At 61.7% G+C, this 18,799-nt stretch carries 16 protein-coding genes; 11 read left to right on the plus strand and 5 right to left on the minus strand.

Features of this window, described 5'->3' with window-relative positions; translation table 11 throughout:
- Positions 1-26 precede the first annotated feature (26 nt).
- Complete coding sequence (locus NUV79_RS22220) at positions 27-953, minus strand: DMT family transporter (RefSeq protein ID WP_257735252.1); 927 nt, start codon at positions 951-953, stop codon at positions 27-29.
- Between the two features lie 586 nt (positions 954-1,539).
- Positions 1,540-2,490, minus strand: coding sequence for an ABC transporter substrate-binding protein (locus NUV79_RS22225; protein ID WP_257735253.1), 951 nt, complete (start codon positions 2,488-2,490; stop codon positions 1,540-1,542).
- A 392-nt stretch (positions 2,491-2,882) separates the two neighbouring features.
- Between NUV79_RS22225 and NUV79_RS22230 the strand changes: the two genes are divergently transcribed.
- The gene (locus tag NUV79_RS22230; RefSeq protein WP_374679315.1) at positions 2,883-3,947 is read left to right on the plus strand and encodes an NAD(P)-dependent oxidoreductase; all 1,065 of its coding nucleotides are present in this window, start codon (positions 2,883-2,885) and stop codon (positions 3,945-3,947) included.
- Between the two features lie 30 nt (positions 3,948-3,977).
- Here the strand turns inward: NUV79_RS22230 and NUV79_RS22235 are convergent, their stop codons facing one another.
- Both NUV79_RS22235 and NUV79_RS22240 read right to left on the minus strand, forming a co-directional pair.
- Positions 3,978-5,177: a Gfo/Idh/MocA family oxidoreductase gene (locus NUV79_RS22235; RefSeq protein WP_257735255.1), complete on the minus strand. Its 1,200-nt coding sequence runs from the start codon at positions 5,175-5,177 to the stop codon at positions 3,978-3,980.
- A gap of 9 nt (positions 5,178-5,186) precedes the next feature.
- Positions 5,187-6,077 carry a PDR/VanB family oxidoreductase gene (locus tag NUV79_RS22240; RefSeq protein WP_465246828.1) on the minus strand — a complete coding sequence of 297 codons (891 nt, stop codon included), beginning with the start codon at positions 6,075-6,077 and terminating at the stop codon, positions 5,187-5,189.
- Between the two features lie 181 nt (positions 6,078-6,258).
- Here NUV79_RS22240 and NUV79_RS22245 point away from each other — a divergent pair, with 181 nt between their 5' ends.
- The 3 genes from NUV79_RS22245 (at position 6,259) to NUV79_RS22255 (ending at position 11,104) form a co-directional block, all read left to right on the plus strand.
- Positions 6,259-7,596, plus strand: coding sequence for a Rieske 2Fe-2S domain-containing protein (locus NUV79_RS22245; RefSeq protein WP_257735257.1), 1,338 nt, complete (start codon positions 6,259-6,261; stop codon positions 7,594-7,596).
- Between the two features lie 68 nt (positions 7,597-7,664).
- Entirely contained in the window at positions 7,665-9,134 is a 1,470-nt protein-coding gene (locus tag NUV79_RS22250; RefSeq protein ID WP_257735259.1) for an aldehyde dehydrogenase family protein, read from the plus strand.
- Positions 9,135-9,316: 182 nt separating this feature from the next.
- Complete coding sequence (locus NUV79_RS22255) at positions 9,317-11,104, plus strand: thiamine pyrophosphate-binding protein (protein WP_257735260.1); 1,788 nt, start codon at positions 9,317-9,319, stop codon at positions 11,102-11,104.
- Between the two features lie 86 nt (positions 11,105-11,190).
- Here the strand turns inward: NUV79_RS22255 and NUV79_RS22260 are convergent, their stop codons facing one another.
- Positions 11,191-11,712: a MarR family winged helix-turn-helix transcriptional regulator gene (locus tag NUV79_RS22260; RefSeq protein WP_257735261.1), complete on the minus strand. Its 522-nt coding sequence runs from the start codon at positions 11,710-11,712 to the stop codon at positions 11,191-11,193.
- Positions 11,713-11,978: 266 nt separating this feature from the next.
- On the opposite strand from NUV79_RS22260, the gene NUV79_RS22265 reads away from it, so the two are divergent.
- The 7 genes from NUV79_RS22265 (at position 11,979) to NUV79_RS22295 (ending at position 18,779) form a co-directional block, all read left to right on the plus strand.
- Positions 11,979-12,866, plus strand: coding sequence for an ABC transporter ATP-binding protein (locus NUV79_RS22265; RefSeq protein WP_257735262.1), 888 nt, complete (start codon positions 11,979-11,981; stop codon positions 12,864-12,866).
- 3 nt (positions 12,867-12,869) lie between these two features.
- Positions 12,870-13,625 carry an ABC transporter permease gene (locus NUV79_RS22270; RefSeq protein ID WP_257735264.1) on the plus strand — a complete coding sequence of 252 codons (756 nt, stop codon included), beginning with the start codon at positions 12,870-12,872 and terminating at the stop codon, positions 13,623-13,625.
- A gap of 141 nt (positions 13,626-13,766) precedes the next feature.
- Positions 13,767-14,747 (plus strand): LysR family transcriptional regulator, encoded by a 981-nt coding sequence (locus NUV79_RS22275; RefSeq protein WP_257735265.1) that lies wholly within the window; start codon positions 13,767-13,769, stop codon positions 14,745-14,747.
- A 113-nt stretch (positions 14,748-14,860) separates the two neighbouring features.
- Complete coding sequence (locus NUV79_RS22280; RefSeq protein ID WP_257735266.1) at positions 14,861-15,853, plus strand: ABC transporter substrate-binding protein; 993 nt, start codon at positions 14,861-14,863, stop codon at positions 15,851-15,853.
- Between the two features lie 57 nt (positions 15,854-15,910).
- Positions 15,911-16,870, plus strand: a complete 960-nt coding sequence (locus NUV79_RS22285) for an ABC transporter substrate-binding protein (protein ID WP_257735268.1) — start codon at positions 15,911-15,913, stop codon at positions 16,868-16,870.
- Positions 16,871-16,999: 129 nt separating this feature from the next.
- On the plus strand, positions 17,000-17,815 hold the full coding sequence (locus NUV79_RS22290; RefSeq protein ID WP_257735269.1) for an ABC transporter permease: 816 nt from the start codon (positions 17,000-17,002) through the stop codon (positions 17,813-17,815).
- Between the two features lie 40 nt (positions 17,816-17,855).
- Positions 17,856-18,779, plus strand: a complete 924-nt coding sequence (locus tag NUV79_RS22295; RefSeq protein WP_257735270.1) for a DMT family transporter — start codon at positions 17,856-17,858, stop codon at positions 18,777-18,779.
- Positions 18,780-18,799 lie beyond the last annotated feature (20 nt).

Here is an 18,799-nt window from a genome sequence, read left to right on the forward strand (position 1 = left end):
ATTTGGTGGGACACCGACCACCGGCGTCAGGCGACGACCATGAGCACGCCAGCCGTCGCGGCGAGCGCAGCGATGATCGTGATCAGATTCGGTGCGCGTTCGGTTCGCAAGATAATGGTTGCGATCAACATCGAGACGAATACCTCAAGCGACTGGATCGCCCCGACGGTTGAGATCGTCGTGTATTGGATCGCATAGAAGTTGCCGATCTGCCCGACCGCGAAGCACAGCGCCGCGACAACTCCCCAGATATTGCGGGCGATCAGCGCGGCAACGATCGCTTGGCGGCTGCGCGGGCTTACGAGCGCGGCGATAACATAATAGCTCATCGCCGCCATGGCGCCGACGAAGGTGCCTAGAGCTCCGTCCGGAATGAGGTTGAGCCCCAGTTTGCGCGCGACGTAGGCCGAGGCGTAACACAGGCCCGAAGCCGTTCCCCAGAGATAGCCGATCGGCTCGATCCCGTCGGCCACCGGCGCGGAAACTTTCCCTCTGCCGGCGAGATCGACCGCCACCAGGGCGGCAACGCTGATCCCGATCAGCATCAGGCCGCCAAGCTTGGCCGAGGTTAGGATCTCGCCGAGAAAAACGACGCCGAAGAGCACAGAGAAAAAGGGAATGGCGCGTTTGACCGCAGCGCCACGAATAGCTCCGAGATCCCGTACTGATAGGAAATAGAGACTGCGGGCAAGGGCGGTCGCGAGGAGCCCCGAAAGTGCAAACCATGCGAGACCTGCTAGCAGGCCAGGTTCTCTGAGCAGATGAGCCGAATCTCGTGCAGTGCCCAACCAGAGAGCCGCTGAAAGCAGCGCGGTGAACCCAACTGAGAGAATGGCGCCCCCGTCCCCCGGGCCTCTCTTGCGTGCCTTGGCGATCGCCACTCCGCCGAAGGCAAAGGCCAGGACCGACAGGATTGAAAACAGCTCGCCGAGCCGCGCCGCCAACAATGTCATGTAAAAAGCGAACTTTCCGTACGTACGCCGACGGGCGAGTGAGATGAGGTGGGCCCCTGTGGGCGTGGCTTGTGCGGGAAACGGCCTCGATCGAAGTTCGAAAATGCCGCAAACTCGGAACGGGGCATCCTGCAGAACACAGGGTGCGGAGAAAGGACGCCACTCGCCCGAAGCCCCGCGAGGCTGCACCCGCCGATGAGGGCCAGGCTTCGCTCGAATTCATCCGGAAGTATCGCGAGATCACTCTGGCCACCACGCCTTGCTGTCGCAACGCCGTACAGCGTCGGGCAGCCTAACATGACCGGACGGCTCCTCGCGCGACGGCCTTGACAAGGTCGAGGCCGCGCAGGATGCCACCGTCCATGAGCACGAAAATCCGAACCGCGCGCCGTCTAACTGGAGTCCGTCGGCATTTGCGATGCCGCCGCCAGCTCCGTGGCCAAGGGCGCGATTGAATCTCTCGTGATTGCGGCAGAACTGGCTCACGGTTGCGATCCATCCTCTCGCGAGATCGACAAGCGCGAGCGCATGAATGCTACATCCACCGACCCCTTTCCGGACAATCTCGTCGATCGTCACCCCCTGCTTAACGGCGGCTGTCCACCAGGAAACGCACATCCGAAACACGTTCGAGGCCGAACGGCTCGTCCGGGACGAGCTTGGCTGCGACTAATGCCTGATGGACCCGCCTGGTCCCTGCCGCGGAAATTTCCATCTTCGGCGTCAATATGCCCAACCTCGCAGTATCCCGGATAGCGCGCTCAGCGAGTTTCTCGTCGGTTCTGAGCTCGCGGGCCGCGACTTTGATCGCGGCCGTGGGGTCCTCGGTGATTGCATCGAGCCCTCGCTGCAGGGCGCGCAGAGCGCCGACGAGTTCGGCCCGATGCTGCTCGGCCCAGCGCAGGTCCACATTGACGCTTGTGAACTGCCAGTCGGGCACGAAATCCGCCAAGGTGCCGAGATTGCTGAACCCGGCAGCTTCAGCCTCGTAGCTCAGCGGAAATGGCTGAAGGCCGGCATCTATCTCTCCCGAGCGAAGAAGTCGCCAGCGTGTCGGCGCACCACCCACCGCCTTCACCGTATAGTCGGATGGCCGGAGGCCCGCGCTCCGCGTGACTTCGGGCACGAGATGCGTGGTACCTTCGTCGCTCGACAGCACCCCGATCGTTTTGCCGCGAAGGCCGGCGATTGAGCGAATCTCCGGGCGAGCGATCACGTAGTGGGGCAGCCGGCCGGCATTCCCCGCCGCCATTCGCAAACTCCCGCCCTTAAGCGCGTCGACTATAATGCTTTCGGGAGTCGAGACGGCGATCTGAGCGGCGTTCTCGCGCAGGGCGCCGTTAATTTTCTCGGCATTGTCGAAGACCTGAACATGGACGTCGAGGCCCTCGTCTGTGAAGTAGCCTTTTTCCGCTGCCAGCCAGACGGGCAGGTAGAAAATTGTCCGCGAGACGATAGCGACATGGAGCTGTTTGGCTCCTTCGGCTGAAACCGATGTCGCTGCGATGATCCCCAGTCCGACGAGCAGCCCACGCAAGACTCTCAATCGTAGTCCTCCTCTAGTCGACGCCGTTCTTGGTTTATATTAGTTAGAAAACTAAGTGCTAATTTTGAGAATGGCAATTGCTGGTGAACCTTTCCGTCCGACCGCCCAACCAGGGCGCAGTTTGGCCGGTCAGGCAGGGGCGCAAACCCGCGTTCCGGTTTTGCGCGCTTTGAGGAGAATGACTTTGAGTTCGATTTGTCGAAGCGATCTGTCGGGCGCTTTAGCTGCGACGGCGACTTAGCCACCGGCATATCCGTAGCACTCTTCCGACTCACGATGTGAAGCTTTGCTCTGGATGCGAGCTTCCTGCGCCTAGCGCTACGCATGCCTTATTGAAACCGCCGCCGGCGCGGCATTTTCCCAGCGGACAGAACATGACGAGTATCTCAACCAACAGGCCGCGACTGGTCTTCTTCGACGGATGGGTGGACGCGGTAGCCGAGAGCATGCTGCGTGATCGTAAAGACATCGAACTGGTCAAGCTCGACTACGCCACATCGGAAGCGCTCAACTGGCAGGTCATGGCTGGCGCCCACGGGTATCAGGTCCAGGCTCGCACGGAGTTGCGCGAACCCTGGTTCGGAGACGCGGCGCTGATAGCGCGCTGCCCAAACTTGTTGGCGATGAGCTCGACCGGCGCCGGCTACGACTATATCGATGTCGATGCCTGCACCGCGGCCGGCGTCCTGGTCTGCAACCAGGGAGGAACCAATACCGAAGCGGTCGCCGAACACGCTCTGGGGATGATGCTCGCCCTGTCCAAGCGCATCGGACTCGCCGACAAGTTGCTGCGCCGGGCAGGCGCCGCAGTCGACCGTTACGCGCTGCAAGGCAACGACATCCACGGCAAGACTGTCGGCATCATCGGCATCGGCACGATCGGCCGACGCTTCGCAGAACTCTGCAGGGGGCTGTTCGGAATGACGGTTCTGGCCTGCGATCCTTATCTCAACGCCGATGAGATCGCGCGTCGACATGGGCGCAAGGTCGATATCGATGAGCTCCTGCGTAGCAGCGACTACGTATCGGTTCATTGTCCGCGCTCGAAGGAAACGCTCAATATGCTGGGCGCAGCGGAGTTCGCGCTCATGAAGCCGACCGCCTATTTCATCAATACCGCCCGCGGCGGGATCCATGATGAGGAGGCGCTGGCCGACGCGCTGCGTGAGCAGCGCATCGCAGGAGCTGGTATTGACGTGTTCCTGAACGAGCCGCCGCCGCCGGAACATCCGTTGCTGGCCCTCGACAATGTCCTCGCCACGCCGCACACGGCCGGAATTACGGAGGAGGCGCTGTGCCAGATGGCGATTTCAGCGGCAGAGCAGTGGATCGACCTGCTGAACGGCCGGACTCCTCCGCGCATCGTCAATCCGGAAGCGTGGCCGGACTTCAGTCGGCGCTTTACCGAAATCATGGGCTTTGCGCCGGAGCCACCCTCGTTGTTCTGACCCCGGCGTCTGCACCGCCAGGAGAGCAGCTCAGGCGCCCGGACGAGCGTCGCCGAGAGCGACCTCTCGGCCGGAGGCCGCAGAATCGAGAATGGCAAGGCAAGCTTCCAGTGTCGCCATGCCCCATTCCCCGGAGTGCAGCGGCGGCACATGCTTGCGTACGGCCGCATAGAGTTCGTCCACGACCTCCGATCGAGGCACCGCCGGAACCGGCAACCTGTCGAGCCAGTTGCGTTCGTCGGCGTAAATATGGACCCCTTCAGCCGTCGGCCGTAGATCAGCCTTGTCGCATGAGACCACGATGTGCCCGAAATGGTTGTGGCTCGCCGGGACAGCAAAGGAACCGGCTCCGCCTGTCGAGATTCCGTAAGCGCGCTTGTTCTTGAGCGCAACCTCCTCCTCCGGCGACGAGATTTCGGCGAGCGCTCGGCGCGCCGAGCCATATTGCGACGGGTCCCTCTTTTGGCCGAGCTCGCCGAGCCAGCCCAGTTGCTCGTCGGTGTCGTAGCGTCCGTAGCCGCTGTAGGTCAGCATGGCGCTCGCACCATTGGCGAATGTCAGGAACGCCTGGTAGGCGCCCTCGGTCGGACGCGCCGGATCAAACGTTGCGGTCACAGCGCGGACTGTGCTGATCTGGCTTCCCGCCAGCAGCCTGACCACATCCAACTGATGTGCGGCCTGGCTGAACACTACGCCGCCGCCCTGGCTGGTGTCGAGTTCCTCCGGCCTTCTGGGCCTGTATAGGAAGTCTGTGAAATTCGCTGCGAGGATCATGCGCGGCGGGCCGTATTCACCAGAGCGGATCAGCTCGGCGGCGCGAAGGTAGGGAGCGTCGAATGAGTGGCTGTGTCCGACCAGGAGATGGACGCCGCTTTCGCGGGCGGCCTGGATCATCGCCCGGCAATCGGGCAGGGTAAGAGCCATCGGCTTCTCGACGAGAATGTGCTTTCCGGCTCGCGCCGCCAGCCGCACATGCTCAACATGGAACTGGTGAGGCGAAGCGATATAGACGGCTTCCACGCCGGGATCGCCGCATAGTGCTTCGGGCGTCTCGTAGGAGCGCGCGGCGTATCCGGGCTTGGAAAAATCGGCTTCGAACCGCCGTCTCGCTTCCTCGCGCGGATCGCTCGCCGCGGTCAGGCGCACTAGGGGATGCTGAGCGAAAGTGGGCAGCATTAGCATGAAGGCGCGGCCGAGACCGACCACGCCAAGGCGCAACGGATCGCTCATCACCGTTCCTCAGAGATCGAGTACAAGTTCGTCGGATTTCGCGCGCGAGACACAGATCATGATGTTGCGCGCACGCTCCTGCTCGGAAAGGGCCAGATCGCGGTGATCAGGCTCGCCGCTCACGAGCCGCGTTTTGCAGGTGCCACAGGTGCCGCTCTCGCAGGAGCTCGGCAGAGTCTTTCCCGCGCTGCGGAGCACCTCGAGGATCGACTTGTCGACCGGAATCTCGTGGCGCTCGCCGCTCTTGCCGAGGACAACGGTGAAGGGCGTATTGTCCTCCGGGCGGGCCTTGGCGGCACCGAAATCCTCGAAATGCACCGCAGCTGAGGACCAATGGCCGGTCATGTCGCGCACGGCCTCCATTAGGCCGCGCGGACCGCAGCAATAGAGATGGGCGCCCTTCGGCTCTTCCAGAACCGGCCAGAGGTCATAGGCTTGTTCGGGATCGCCGTTGTCGTGATGAATGACGACCTTGCCGCGGAATTCCGGCCCGACGAACTCTTCGCGGAACGCCATCATCCCCGGCGTCCGGGTAAAATAGTAGAGCTTGAACGGCTTGCCGCGCGTCGCCATCAGGTGCCGGATCATCGACCGGATCGGCGTGATGCCGATGCCGCCGGCGATGAAGATGTAGCTCGACGGGCCTTCCTTCAAGGAGAAGTCGTTGCGTGGAGGCGTGATTGCAAGATCGTCGCCGACTTTCGTCTCCTCGATCAGGCTGACCGACCCGCCGCGCCCGCCATGCTCCTTCTTCACCGCGATGACGTAGCGATCGACCTCATCGGGCCCGTTGCAGAGCGAATATTTGCGGAGCTCGCCATTGGGCACCTGCACGCCCAGATGCGCGCCCGGCGTGAAAGGCGGCAACGGGCTGCCGTCGGCGTTCTGCAGTTCGAACATCACGATATCGTCGGCAACCGCCCGCTTCCCGATGATTCTGACGCTAAAATTCTGATTTTCCTCAGTCATCTTCACCCTCGGCCTGCCCGCTCGACAGGAGCTTGCATCCAGACTAATGTGAGGATTAGATATCTAAGTATTTTCCGGCTGGCTAGCCCCGGTCGATGTGAGGAGGAAGCCGATGCTATCGCGCGAGGAAAACGAACTACTGTGCCGTGTCGAGGGCGATGCGCCCATGGGCCAGTTGATGCGCCGCCATTGGGTGCCGGCATTGCTGTCCGAACAGCTCGTCGAGAGCGATGGTGCTCCGGTCCGGGTTCGACTCTTTGGCGAGGATCTCGTCGCTTTCCGCGACACCGACGGCCGCATCGGCGTGCTCGGCGAGTATTGTCCTCATCGGAAGGCGTCGCTCTTCTTCGGCCGCAACGAGGAATGCGGTTTGCGCTGCCTGTACCACGGCTGGAAATTCGACGTGGACGGCAAGGTGCTGGAGATGGTCTCGGAGCCGGCAGAGAGCGGTTTTGCCGAGAAGGTCCAGCATAAGGCGTATCCCACGCAGGAGGCCGGCGGCTTCATCTGGGTTTACATGGGGCCGAAGGAGGAAATGCCGGCGTTCGAAGCGCCACCTTGGGCGCCCACGCCCGAGGCCAAGGTCTCAATCGTGAAGATCGACCTGCCCTGCAACTGGGCGCAGATAATGGAAGGGCAGATCGACTCAGCTCATTCGTCCAGCCTGCATTCGTCGGACATGAAGCCAGCGCGAGTGACGACCGCCGGAGCCACCGACACACACTGGACCAGGCCTTCCACCGACAAGAATCCGCGGATCCAGGTCCAGCTCACCAATTATGGCTTCCGCTACGCCGCCCTTCGCCGGCCCATCGCGAATGCCCAGACGCATGACTACGTACGCCTAACCGTCTACGTCGCACCCTTCACTGCGCTCATCCCGCCGAATTCCTCTTACAACGTGGCGACGGTGATCGTGCCGAAGGACGACGTTTCGAGCTATTTCCACTTCATTGCATGGGGCAACGACGACTGCATCGACCAGGAGAGCTGGCGCAAGTTCTGCGTCGCCCAAGTCGGCATCGACCTCGACAAGACCTACAAGCCGGTCCTGCGCACCCGAGCCAACAATTATCAGCAGGATCGTCAGTGGATGAAGCTCGGCAATTTCACGGGCGTTCCGGGCATCCCCAACCAAGACATCATGATGTGGGAGTCCATGGGGCCGATCGCCGACCGGACCAGCGAGCGTCTCGGCGCCAGCGATATTGCTATCGTTCAGTTCCGTCGTGTCATGATCGATGCCGCCCGCAAATACGCGGCCGGAGGCCCGCCCATAGGGCTGATCGAACCACATATTCCGCAGGCCAAGCTGCGTTCTTACCAAGGTATCGTCCCCAAAGGCGACGATTGGCGGCGGCTCGGCGCGTCTAGCGAGGAAATCGCGCTGATCGAGGGCATGGAACAGGACGAGACTGAAGCCGAGATGGCGGCTGCCGCGAGCGCCTGATTGCGGACCAGTTCGTGAGGGGTGGCCGTGTCGGCCGCCCCTTGGCTATGGCTTGCGAGGACCTGAGGATGTTGAAGTCGCAACCGGCCCCCGGTGGCCGCAGCCTCTATTTCGATGGTAATTGGCACCACCCGGGTTCAGGGCGCTACAGACCGACTTTCAATCCCGGGCTCGACGCGCCCATCACCGAAGTTGCGGAAGCGGATGCGTCTGATGTCGATGCTGCGGTCGGTGCCGCCCGTGAGGCGTTCCGCGTCTGGCGCGATGTCGCGCCGCTGGAGCGCGGGCGCCTGCTCAAGGAAGTGGCGGCTGTTGTACGCGCCAATGCGCGAGAGCTGGCCGCTCTCGATGCTGCCAATTGCGGCAATCCCGTACGCGAGATGATCGGTGATGCCACGATTGCCGCCGCCCAGCTCGACTTCTTCGCCGGCCTCGTCACCGAGATGAAGGGCGACACCATTCCGATGGGGCCCGATGCGCTGAACCTCACTGTGCGGCAGCCCCTCGGCGTCGTGGCCCGCATTCTCGCGTTCAATCATCCGTTCATGTTCTGCGCAGGCAAGATCGCGGCTCCACTCGCCGCAGGCAATGCCGTGATCGTTAAGCCGCCCGAACAGGCCCCGCTTTCCTCGCTGAGGCTGGCGGAGCTTGTTCACAGCATCCTGCCCAAGGGCGTGTTGAGCGTCCTACCGGGCGGGCGCGAGGCGGGCGCGGCCCTTGCAAGCCATCCCGGCGTAGACAAGGTCGCCATCATAGGCAGCGTCGGCGCGGGCCGAGCGGTCATGCGCGCGGCCAGCGACACGATCAAGCCGGTTCTGCTCGAACTCGGCGGCAAGAATGCTCTGATTGCCTTCGCCGATGCCGATCCTGAGCGGGTCGCGCAGGCCGTTATCGCAGGTATGAACTTCACTTGGTGTGGCCAATCCTGCGGCTCGACGAGCCGCGCCTTCATCCATAAGGACATATACCAAGACGTCTTGTCCCGCCTGCCGGCCAAGGCAAGCCATTATGTGCCTGGTCTGCCGACGGACGACGCCACGACGATGGGGGCCATCATCAGCAAGAGTCAGTACGAGCGCGTCCTCGACTACATTGCTTCAGCGAAGCAGGAGGGAGCCCGACTCGTGACGGGCGGCGGCCGGCCCGAGAACCCCGCGCTACAAAAAGGCTTCTATGTCGAGCCAACGATCTTTGCCGATGTGACACCCAGCATGCGGATTGCCCGGGAGGAAATCTTCGGCCCGGTGCTCGCGATCGCGCCGTGGGACGACGAGGCCACGATGCTGTCGCGCGTTAACGGCGTCGAATACGGACTGACTTGCTCCATCTGGACCAACGATCTCATCAAGGCTCATCGGACCGCGATGGCAGTCGAGGCCGGCTTCGTCTGGATCAATGAGGTCTCCAAGCATTTCCTCGGCGCACCTTTTGGTGGCTGGAAGCAATCAGGCCTGGGGCGCGAGGAGTGCTTGGGCGAGCTCCTGGCGTTCACGCAGGAGAAGAACGTTCACGTCAGCCTGAAGCGAAGCGACCGCTGATCGGATTAGTCCAGGCTGCCCGAACGGGATTTGCTTTTGCAGATGGTCGGGCTGGGCTGCACGTTCTATGCGTCTTGTCCAAAGCCGGCGAGCTTGCTGCCAGACAATCATGATCCGTTCTGACTGGCGAGCGGGTATGCGAAAAGCGGCATAGCTAGAAAAGCATAACCGAGGAAACTTTGATGAGCACTCCGCTGGACGGCATCGACACGCCGGTCGCATCCCACGACAATGGGTTTTGGGGCAGCGATGCGGTAGCGCTTATGCTCCGCAAGCTCGACATTCCCTATCTCGCGCTCAATCCCGGATCGAGCTTCCGCGGGCTGCATGACAGCCTCGTGAACCATCTCGGTAATGAGCAGCCCCAGATGTTACTCTGCCTGCACGAAGAGCATGCCGTCGCCGTAGCCCACGGCTTCGCGAAGGTGACGGAACGGCCGATGGGGGTGATCCTCCACAGCAATGTCGGCCTGATGCACGGCGCCATGGCGATCTATAACGCGTGGTGCGACCGTGTCCCTATGTTGATCCTCGGCGCGACGGGCCCCTTCGACGCAGCAGAGCGCCGCCCCTGGATCGACTGGCTGCACACAGCCAAGGACCAAGGCGCGCTGATCAGGCCCTATATCAAATGGGACGACCAGCCCGTTTCGGTGCCGGCGACTCTGGAGTCCTTGTTGCGCGCAGTCAATCTGACCCGCGCAACCCCGATGGCTCCGACCTATGTCTGCCTCGACGTCTCGATGCAGGAGCGATCGCTGGATGCGATCCCAGTGTTTCCCGAGCCCGCCCGCTACGCCACTCCATCACGCAGCATCCCGTTGCGGGAGGAGGTCACCGCTGCCGCATCGCTCCTGGCCGGAGCCCGGCAACCTCTCATCTTGGCGGGGCGCCTTTCGCGCAGCCCGCGCGACTGGGCGCGACGCGTCGCGCTTGCTGAACACCTGAATGCCAAGGTGCTAACTGACATCAAGGTCGGGGCGGTGTTTCCGACCGATCATGCCCTCCATCCCGCCAAGCCGGGCTACTTCCTGGACGAGGCGGGAGCTCAATGCATCCGGGACGCCGACGTGATCGTCGCCTTCGACTGGGTGGATCTCGCGGGAACGCTAAAGCAGGGCGGCGGCGCGAGCCACGCCAAAGTCGTCAATGTGACCCTCGACCACCATCTTCACAACGGCTGGAGCATGGATCATCAGGCGCTGGTGCCTACGGAGCTTTACCTGGCCGGAGACCCCGACCGCACGCTGCATCTGATCGCGGACGAACTCGGCGTGGCGTCGGGAAGGGAGCCGGAAGCTCTCACGGCTCTTCCCGCGCTGAAGCTTGAGGGGCCGCCCCGCGAGTTGGACGTCGTCTCGCTCGCCGCGGCCGCCGGCGAGGTCCTGCGAGACGAGGTCATCTCGCTGGTGCGGCTTCCTCTGGGCTGGGCGGGCGATTCCTGGCATTTCCGCCATCCACTCGACTATCTCGGCTCCGATGGTGGTGCCGGCATCGGCTCCGGCCCCGGCATGCTCATAGGGGCGGCGCTCGCATTGAAAGGGTCGGGCCGGCTGCCGGTTGCCGTGCTGGGGGACGGGGACACCATGATGGCCGTCTCGGCCTTTTGGACGGCTGCTCACTACAAGCTGCCGTTTGTGGCGATCGTCTCGAACAACCGCTCGTTTTATAACGACGAAATTCATCAGGAGCGTGTCGCGCGCACGCGCGCCCGGCCGATCGAGAACAAGTGGATCGGACAACGCATCGACGATCCGGACATCGACATCGCAGCCATGGCCAGAGCCCAAGGCCTCGTCGGGATTGGCCCCGTCCGGACAACTGACGAACTTGTCAGAGCTGTGCGGGAAGGAGTGGAGGCAGCACAAAGGGGCGCGTCGGTAGTCATCGATGCGCGCGTGAAGCCAGGCTACAACCCGGCGATGGCGGCAGGTATGACGCGGGAGGGCGCGAAGGCAGTCGGAAGCTGAAGCATTTCCGAGGCAAACAGGCACTGCTTCGCTTCATGAACGTGCGGAGTACCGCGTATTCGCGCTGCGAGCAGCGCGGAACTGTCTTAGTCGCCGATGTCCTCAGGCCCCGCGGTGCAGTTGCCCAGATTATGTTGGACCGCCGCGAGATATCGGATGAACCGGGCTTTCTCTTCGGGTGTGAGACCCGCTGTCGCCCGGTTCACGACATGATTGGCGCAGGGCATCAACACGTCCTTCAAAGCCAACCCTTTCGCCGTCAGCCTCACATTCAGCTTTCGCCGATCGCTGACGTCGCGCTCGCGAGTGACGAGACCAGAACGCTCCATGGCGTTCAGCGCCGTCAACGTCGTCGGTTCCATCGTGCCTATGCGCTGCGAAAGCTCGCGCTGGGTTAGTCCGTCTTCCTGCCAGAGCGCCCGTAGAAAATACCACATTCCGAGCGTGACGCCATGCGGTTCGATCTGCGTCTGCAAATATCGTTGGGTCGCCCGATTAGCCATGCGAAGCTGATAACCGACGCTCTGGTCAAAAGGCAGGTCGTCAGAAACTGCGTTCGGCTGGACCGACGACCCAGTTTTGCTTCTCGGCATGTCTTTCCCATTCACGATCGGTTCGTTCTCCTAAGTATCACTATTGCTGCTTTGGCTCACCCCATTCGGCCTACTCCGGCTAACGGGCAAATGTTTGAGAGGCCAATCGAGATAATCTTGGACCTGGAAGCGTCGCACCCATACCGTCATTATCAAGCGGGCATCCAATAAAAACACCATGCGGCAGGGAAGGACGACATGCCCGGAGTAGGCCTGATCATCATCAAAGCTGCCATGCCCGCTGTTATGTCGCCGTACAGGCCGACGCGGGGAGTCCAATAATGAGCGGCAGCCACCCGGAGGACGACGAGGATATGCGAGCTGCAAACGCCAAGCTGCGCCTTGCCAGCGATACGACCGATGAAGTCGATCTGGTCATTCAGGATGTCTCGATGCGCTTCAACACGCGCGAGGGCACCGTGACCGCCGTGGACGGTGTGTCGTTCGAGATCAAGCGCGGCGAATTCGTTTCGATCATCGGTCCGTCAGGCTGCGGCAAGTCGACGGTGTTCAACATCCTCGGCGGACTTGTCCGTGGCTATGAGGGTTCCGTCACCGTCGGCGGAGAACAAATTTCCGGCCCTCACGCTTCGATCGGGATGGTTTTCCAGGAGGAATCGACCTTCCCCTGGCGGACCGTCATAGACAACGTCGCGTTCCCACTCGAAGTGAAAGGGGTCGGCAAGAACGAGCGCTACGAAGTAGCCCGGAAATTCATCGACATGGTCGGCCTCGCGGGTTTCGAGCAACGATACCCTGCCGAACTGTCCGGCGGCATGCGCCAGCGCGTTGCCATCGCACGCACACTCGTATTCGAGCCGAAAATCCTGCTGATGGACGAGCCCTTCGCCGCCCTCGACGAGCAGACCCGCGTCCTGCTCGGGGACAAGGTCCTCAAGATCCAGCAGGAGCTGCGCCAGACCACGCTCCTGATCACGCACAACATCACTGAAGCGGTCCAACTGTCCGACCGGGTGCTGATCATGACCTTCCGCCCCGGCAAGGTGAAGCGCGTCGTCGATATCCGTCTCCCGCGTCCCCGAACCGGCGACGTCGTCGGCAGCGATGCGTTCGGACGTTATGTCGCCGAGATTTGGAACGATCTTCGCGAGGAGGCTTCGCGCGGCATGGCCGAGGCGGAAGACGGCGCGCGCATGAGGAAGGCCTGAGCCGTGGGCAAGCTGATTGTTCCGCCGCCCATCTTCGGTGCGGCCTGCGTGGCTCTCTTCCTTGGCCTGGTCGAGTTCCTGCTGAGCGTCGGGCTGTTGAATCAGTTCGTCATCCCGTTTCCTTCGGCTGTGCTCGGAAGTTTCTGGCGGCTGTTTGAAGAGGAGCAGCTGCTGCACCGGCTCGTCGTAACCGGCGCGGAAGCGCTGTCGGCTAGTATGCTTGTCGTCGCGTTCGGTGTTGGGATCGGCGTGCTTCTGCACAAGCGGCGCATTCTGAGGCTTGCTACCGAACCCTGGATTGCCGCTGCTGCGGCCGCCCCGATCGTGCTGGCCTATCCCCTTTTCCTCGTTATCTTCGGAAGGAGCTCGGCGACGATCGTAGCGATGGGCTTCGTCGCAGGCCTTGCGCCGGTCATCTTGAAGACAGTCGAAGGCTTCCAGGGCGTCAAGAAGTCCTTCTTGAACGTAGGTCGTAGCTACAATCTGTCGCCTGGGCAGCTCTTCTGGAAAATCCAGTTCCCGGCTTCAATCCCGACGATCTTCACGGGTATCCGCCTGGGTCTTATCTTCACCCTTATTAATCTGATCGGCGTCGAGTTCCTGATTAACTTCGGAGGGCTCGGTCAGTTGATCAACGATCTGGCGGAGCGTTACGACCTCCCGGGCGTCTTCGCTACCATCATCTTCGTGATCCTGGTGAGCGTTGTGATTTTCTCCTTGCTTGAGCGGCTTGAGCGTTGGTTGCGGCCGGTACGCTAGCTGGCACGTTTCCATGCTTCTCAAAGCCGCGTGAATGCGCCGTACCTCTGCCCATTCACGCGCGACTAGGTATTTGCTTCGCTTGGTCTCCCTTCGGGCTTCGCGCTGCCTTGAACTCACCATTTCGGCGTCTTCTCGTCGATGGTCAGCGAGGTCATACTGGGTCGTCTTGAGATGCCATCGGAGGCGGCCATAAATCTTCGACAGCTTCGCTACTTTGTTCGGATCGCGGAGGTGGGCAACATCACGCGCGCAGCCGAGCAGCTCAACGTGGCCCAACCGGCACTCGGCCTTCAGATCCGCCAGCTCGAACAGGAACTCCAGACGGAGTTACTGCTCCGCCATTCGCGCGGCGTGGTTTTGACGGAAGCCGGAAAGCTGCTGTTGGAACGAGCTCGCAAGCTGCTCAAGGAGGTGGAAGATCTGAAGCGCGAGATCGGGGGCGTCTCCGGCCTGGAGCAGGAGATGCTAGTGCTCGGTCTGACGCCGAGCATCATGCTCCAGATTGGGCCAGACATGTTGCTCGACGCGAAGCAGACGATCCCGAACGTTTCGCTCTCCCTCGTCGAGGAGCTCAGCTATAGCTTGGCGACCTCGCTGGAGCGAGGCGAGCTTAACTATGCTCTCGCATATGGCGCGGATGAGCAGCGCCCGAATGTGGATCGCCGTGCGATCCTCGAAGAAGAACTTCTCTTCGTACGTCCGAAGACCGAGGAGAACCTGCCAGAAACATTGACCCTAGCCGAGGCGTTGACCCACGAACTGGTCCAGGCAGGGGAGCGCGACATGGTGCAGCAGCTGCTCAAGCGAGCCGCCGACAAGTACTCGCTCAAATTGCAAATCACCTACGAAGCCCAGTCCATCCCGGCGATGCGCACGGTGGTCGTTCGCGGCGCCGCAGCGAGCTTCATGCCTTACGGCACTGCGATCGAGGAGATTCGGACCGGGAAACTCGTTGTGCAGAGAATCTCGGATGTCCCCCTGTCGCGCACGCTTTATCTCCTGAAGTCGACGAAGGATGCGCCTTCGCGCTATCAGGATGCGATCGACCAGTTTATTGACAACATCGTCGAGCGACTCCTTGCCTCCTTGGGTCCCCTGGCGCGCCGCGTCGGCCGTTGAGCCAAACAGCCAATATCTCACTGGCATGTCGCGGAAGTCTTTGTCCCCAACGACGCCAAGTCGCATGATCGCTCAAAATCAGGCCGGCGATTGCTGCCGTTTGGGAGGGATCTTTGTCTCGACTGCGTCTTTCTATCGCGATTGGCGATTATGACCGCAACAGGCCTTTGCTGGATGGCGAAGTCCAGATCGATGGTGTCGAACCGGTCTTCATGAAGCTGGTGCCCGAGGAGATTTTCTTCCGGGCTTTTCGCCATGCAGAATTCGACGTCGCAGAGGCGTCTCTGTCGAGCTTTGCGATTAAGACCGCGCAAGGCACGAATCCCTATGTCGGGGTGCCGGCTTTTGTGTCCAGAGCCTTTCGCCATACCGGAATCTTCATTCGCAACGACCGTGGGATCGAAAAGCCGCAGGACCTGAAGGGCAAGCGCATCGGTTGCCCCGAGTATCAGCTTACCGCCTGCGTCTGGATTCGCTCGATGCTGGAGGACGACTATGGCGTGAAGCCCTCCGATGTGATCTGGGTGCGCGGCGGCATCGAGCAGCCCGGGCGCACCGAGAAGATCCAAGTCTCATTGCCACCGGACATCCGCTTGGAGCAGGCGCCGGCAGACCGGTCGCTGAACCAGATGCTGGTCGACGGCGAGATCGACGGCTTCATCGGGCCGCGCTCGCCATCGTCCTTCGATGCCGGCCATCCCAAGATCTCCCGCCTATTCGCGGCGCCAACCGTAGCGGCGGCCGAATATTATAAGCGCACCAAGATCTTTCCCATCATGCACATCATCGGCGCGCGCGGCACCATCGTGGAACAGCATCCGTGGTTGCCGGCGGCGCTGCTCAAGGCTTTCGAGCAATCGAAGCGGGTGGCCCTGGGTCGCTTGAGCGACACCTCGGCGACGAAAATCACGCTGCCTTTCGTGGAGGAGCAGCTTCAGGCGGCCCGCGAGCTCATGGGGGATGATTTCTGGTCCTATGGTGCGGCGCCGAATCGGCATGTGCTCGAAACCTTTCTGAAGACGCATCATCTGCAGGGACTGTCTTCCCGCCAGCTCACGGTCGAGGAGCTGTTTCATTCGTCCGCCCTGGAGGCCTTCAAAATCTGACGCAGCTCGATTGAAATTGTCCTTCACAGTCAAAAAACGTAACCGAGGGAGGAAGCTATGACTGTATTGAAAGGAATTCTGCTGGCGGCCGGTATTGCCATGGCCATTTCGACCAGCGCGGCCCACGCTCAAGATCAGCTCAAGCTGGCAGTCGGCCAACGCGGGAACTGGGACACGTCCATATCGGAAGTGGGCAGCCGTCTCGGCATCTTCAAAAAGCACAATCTGCAATTGCAGATTCTCTATACGCAGGGTGGCGGCGAGACGCAGCAGGCCGTCCTGTCCAACAGCGTCGACATCGGCGTCGCGGGTGGCATTATGGGTGCCCTCTCGGCTTTTTCGAAAGGCGCGCCGATCCGCATCATCGGCGCCGAGACCACCGGCGGACAGGATCTCTACTGGTATGCGAAGGCGGATTCGCCGATCAAAACTCTCAAGGATTTCGACGGCAAGACCGTCGCCTACTCGACAAACGGTTCGTCGACCCATGGCGTCGTGAACGCATTCGTCCAGGAAAACGGCATCAAACCTCGCCTGACGGCGACCGGCGGTCCTGCGCCGACCCTCACTCAGGTCATGTCGGGGCAGATCGACGTGGGCTGGTCGGCGCCCCCCTTCGGGCTGGAGCAACTGAACAAGGGCGAGATTCGCGTGATCGCTACTGGGAATGACACAAAGGCGTTCAAAAGCCAGACTGTTCGCCTCCTGATCACGAATACGTCCGTTCTGCAGGAGAAAAAGGACCAGATCGATCGCTACATGACGGCGTATCGCGAAACCATCGAGGCGATGTATTCCGGCGAGGAGGCTCTCAAGGTCTATGCCGATTTCGTGGGCGTGCCGCTCGCGATCGCCAAGCGCACGCGGGACGAGTTCTTTCCCAAGGAGGCGCTGAATCCGGACCGGATCGTGGGACTCGACACGATCGTCAACGACGCAGTCACGCTGAAGTATACCGCTCAGCCTGTGACCAAGGACAAGCTCGACGTGCTCATCCAGATTCCGTCGCGTCGGTGATCGCCGCTCCGCCGTGCCTCCTCGCGGAGGCGCGGCGGGAGTGCTTCATCCATCTTGTTTGCATCGGGCTTCCCGAACCGGGATTTTTGCCTTTCCGGCCCGATGCCGCAGCCATCACAGGATCCGGTCATGCAGCGGCTTGCCATACTTGGAACTGGCCGAGCGATCCCGGGCACGGGGTCCGACGAAGCTCGTTCCGTGCTCCTGACTCGCTTGGTGATTCTCGCATCGGTGCTCGTCGGCTGGGAGTTCCTGGCTCGCTCTGGCCTGCTCTATCGCGACGTCGTGCCGCCGCTCCCCCTGATTGCAAGAGAGTTTGCCCTGCTGTTCGCGGACGGCAGCTTCTACTGGAATCTATGGGTCACGGTCGGCGAGGTCCTGCTGGCCCTGGCGATCGGCGGAAGCATCGGAGTCGTGGTCGGGGTCGTCTTGGGCAGGAACCGCTATCTCAGCGGCGCTTTCGAGCCGCTGCTGCATTATCTCGGACCGACGCCGAAGATCATATTCTTTCCGATCATGATCATGTGGTTCGGCGTCGGACCGGGATCGAAGATCGCGATGGGCGCGTTCTCCTGCTTCTTTCCGGTCGCCGTCAGCGTTGCCAGCTCGATGCGCCAGGTCGATCAGGTGCTTATCCGCGTTGGGCTCAGCTTCCGTCTCAGCGCCTCCCAGATGTTTGCCAAGATCTACATTCCGGCGATGCGGCTGCCGGTCATCAACGGCATCCGCATCGGCCTCGGGGTGGCGATCGTCGGCACGTTGTTGGCCGAGACCAAGCTCGCCAACCAGGGATTGGGCTACGCCGTGATCCAGACCTATGCTACCTTCAACATGCCGCGCATGTACGCGCTGTTGGTCGTGGTCTTTCTGCTTGCCGTGGGCGTCAACTCGTTGCTGGGCCGATATAACGAAGGGCGTCAAGCCCCAAAGGACGGCAATGATTGATCGTACCGCCAGCCGACCGGACGAGGCGCCCGACCGGAACATGAAGATCGCCTATCTCGTCGCGACTATGCCGCCGCTGTTCTGGGCAGGCAATTTTCTGATCGCTCGGATGATGCGAAACGAAATTCCGCCGATCCAGATGTCATTCTGGCGCTGGCTCTTGGCCGTGGTCATTCTGGTTCCGTTCACCTGGTCACCCATCAGGCGGGACTGGAGCCGAATCCGCTCGAACCTGCCGTTTCTCGTGGTGCTTGGCGCTGTCGGTGTGACGGCCTTTAACTGCTTCATATACACCGCGCTCCATTACACCTCTGTGGTGAACGCTGCACTCGTCAACTCCCTCTTGCCAGTCGTTACGGTCGTTCTCGCATTGGTGTTGCTCCGTCAGCCGGTTTCGCTTCGCCGCGGGCTGGGCATCCTGATCTCCCTGCTCGGCGCAGCTCTCGTGATCGCCCACGGCAATATCGCCTCTCTCGGGAGCCTCACGGTCGGCCGGGGGGATCTTCTTGTTTTTGCGGGCATGAGCTTCTGGGCTCTCTACACGGTGCTCATCAGGCGGCGCCCGCTCGGCCTGCACCCGCTCTCGCTCCTCGGCGTCACCAGTCTGTTCGGTATGCTGTTCCACATACCGTTGATACTGGTCGAAGCGGGTAGCGCCGGATTGTTCCTGCCTGGCATCCGCACATGGCCGGCGATGCTGTATTTCGCCGTTTTCCCGTCCATCCTGGCCTACGTGTTCTGGAACCGTTCTGTCGCGGCCCTAGGCCCGGCCACCACGGGCATGTTCATGCATTTCATGCCGGTGTTTAGCGCCGCGTTGGCGGCGATCTTCCTCGGTGAAACCCTGGCGTGGTATCACCCGGTGGCATTTGCGATCATCATCGTCGGGATCGTTTTGGCGACCACGCAGGCTGGCACCGCAGGCAAGCGCAACGCTTCCGGCGAGCCCGCCGCCAGCCGATAGATCAGAGGCCCGCGAAGTCC

Origin of the sequence: Allobosea sp. 47.2.35 (assembly GCF_024655635.1) — a bacterium.
GTDB lineage: Bacteria > Pseudomonadota > Alphaproteobacteria > Rhizobiales > Beijerinckiaceae > Allobosea.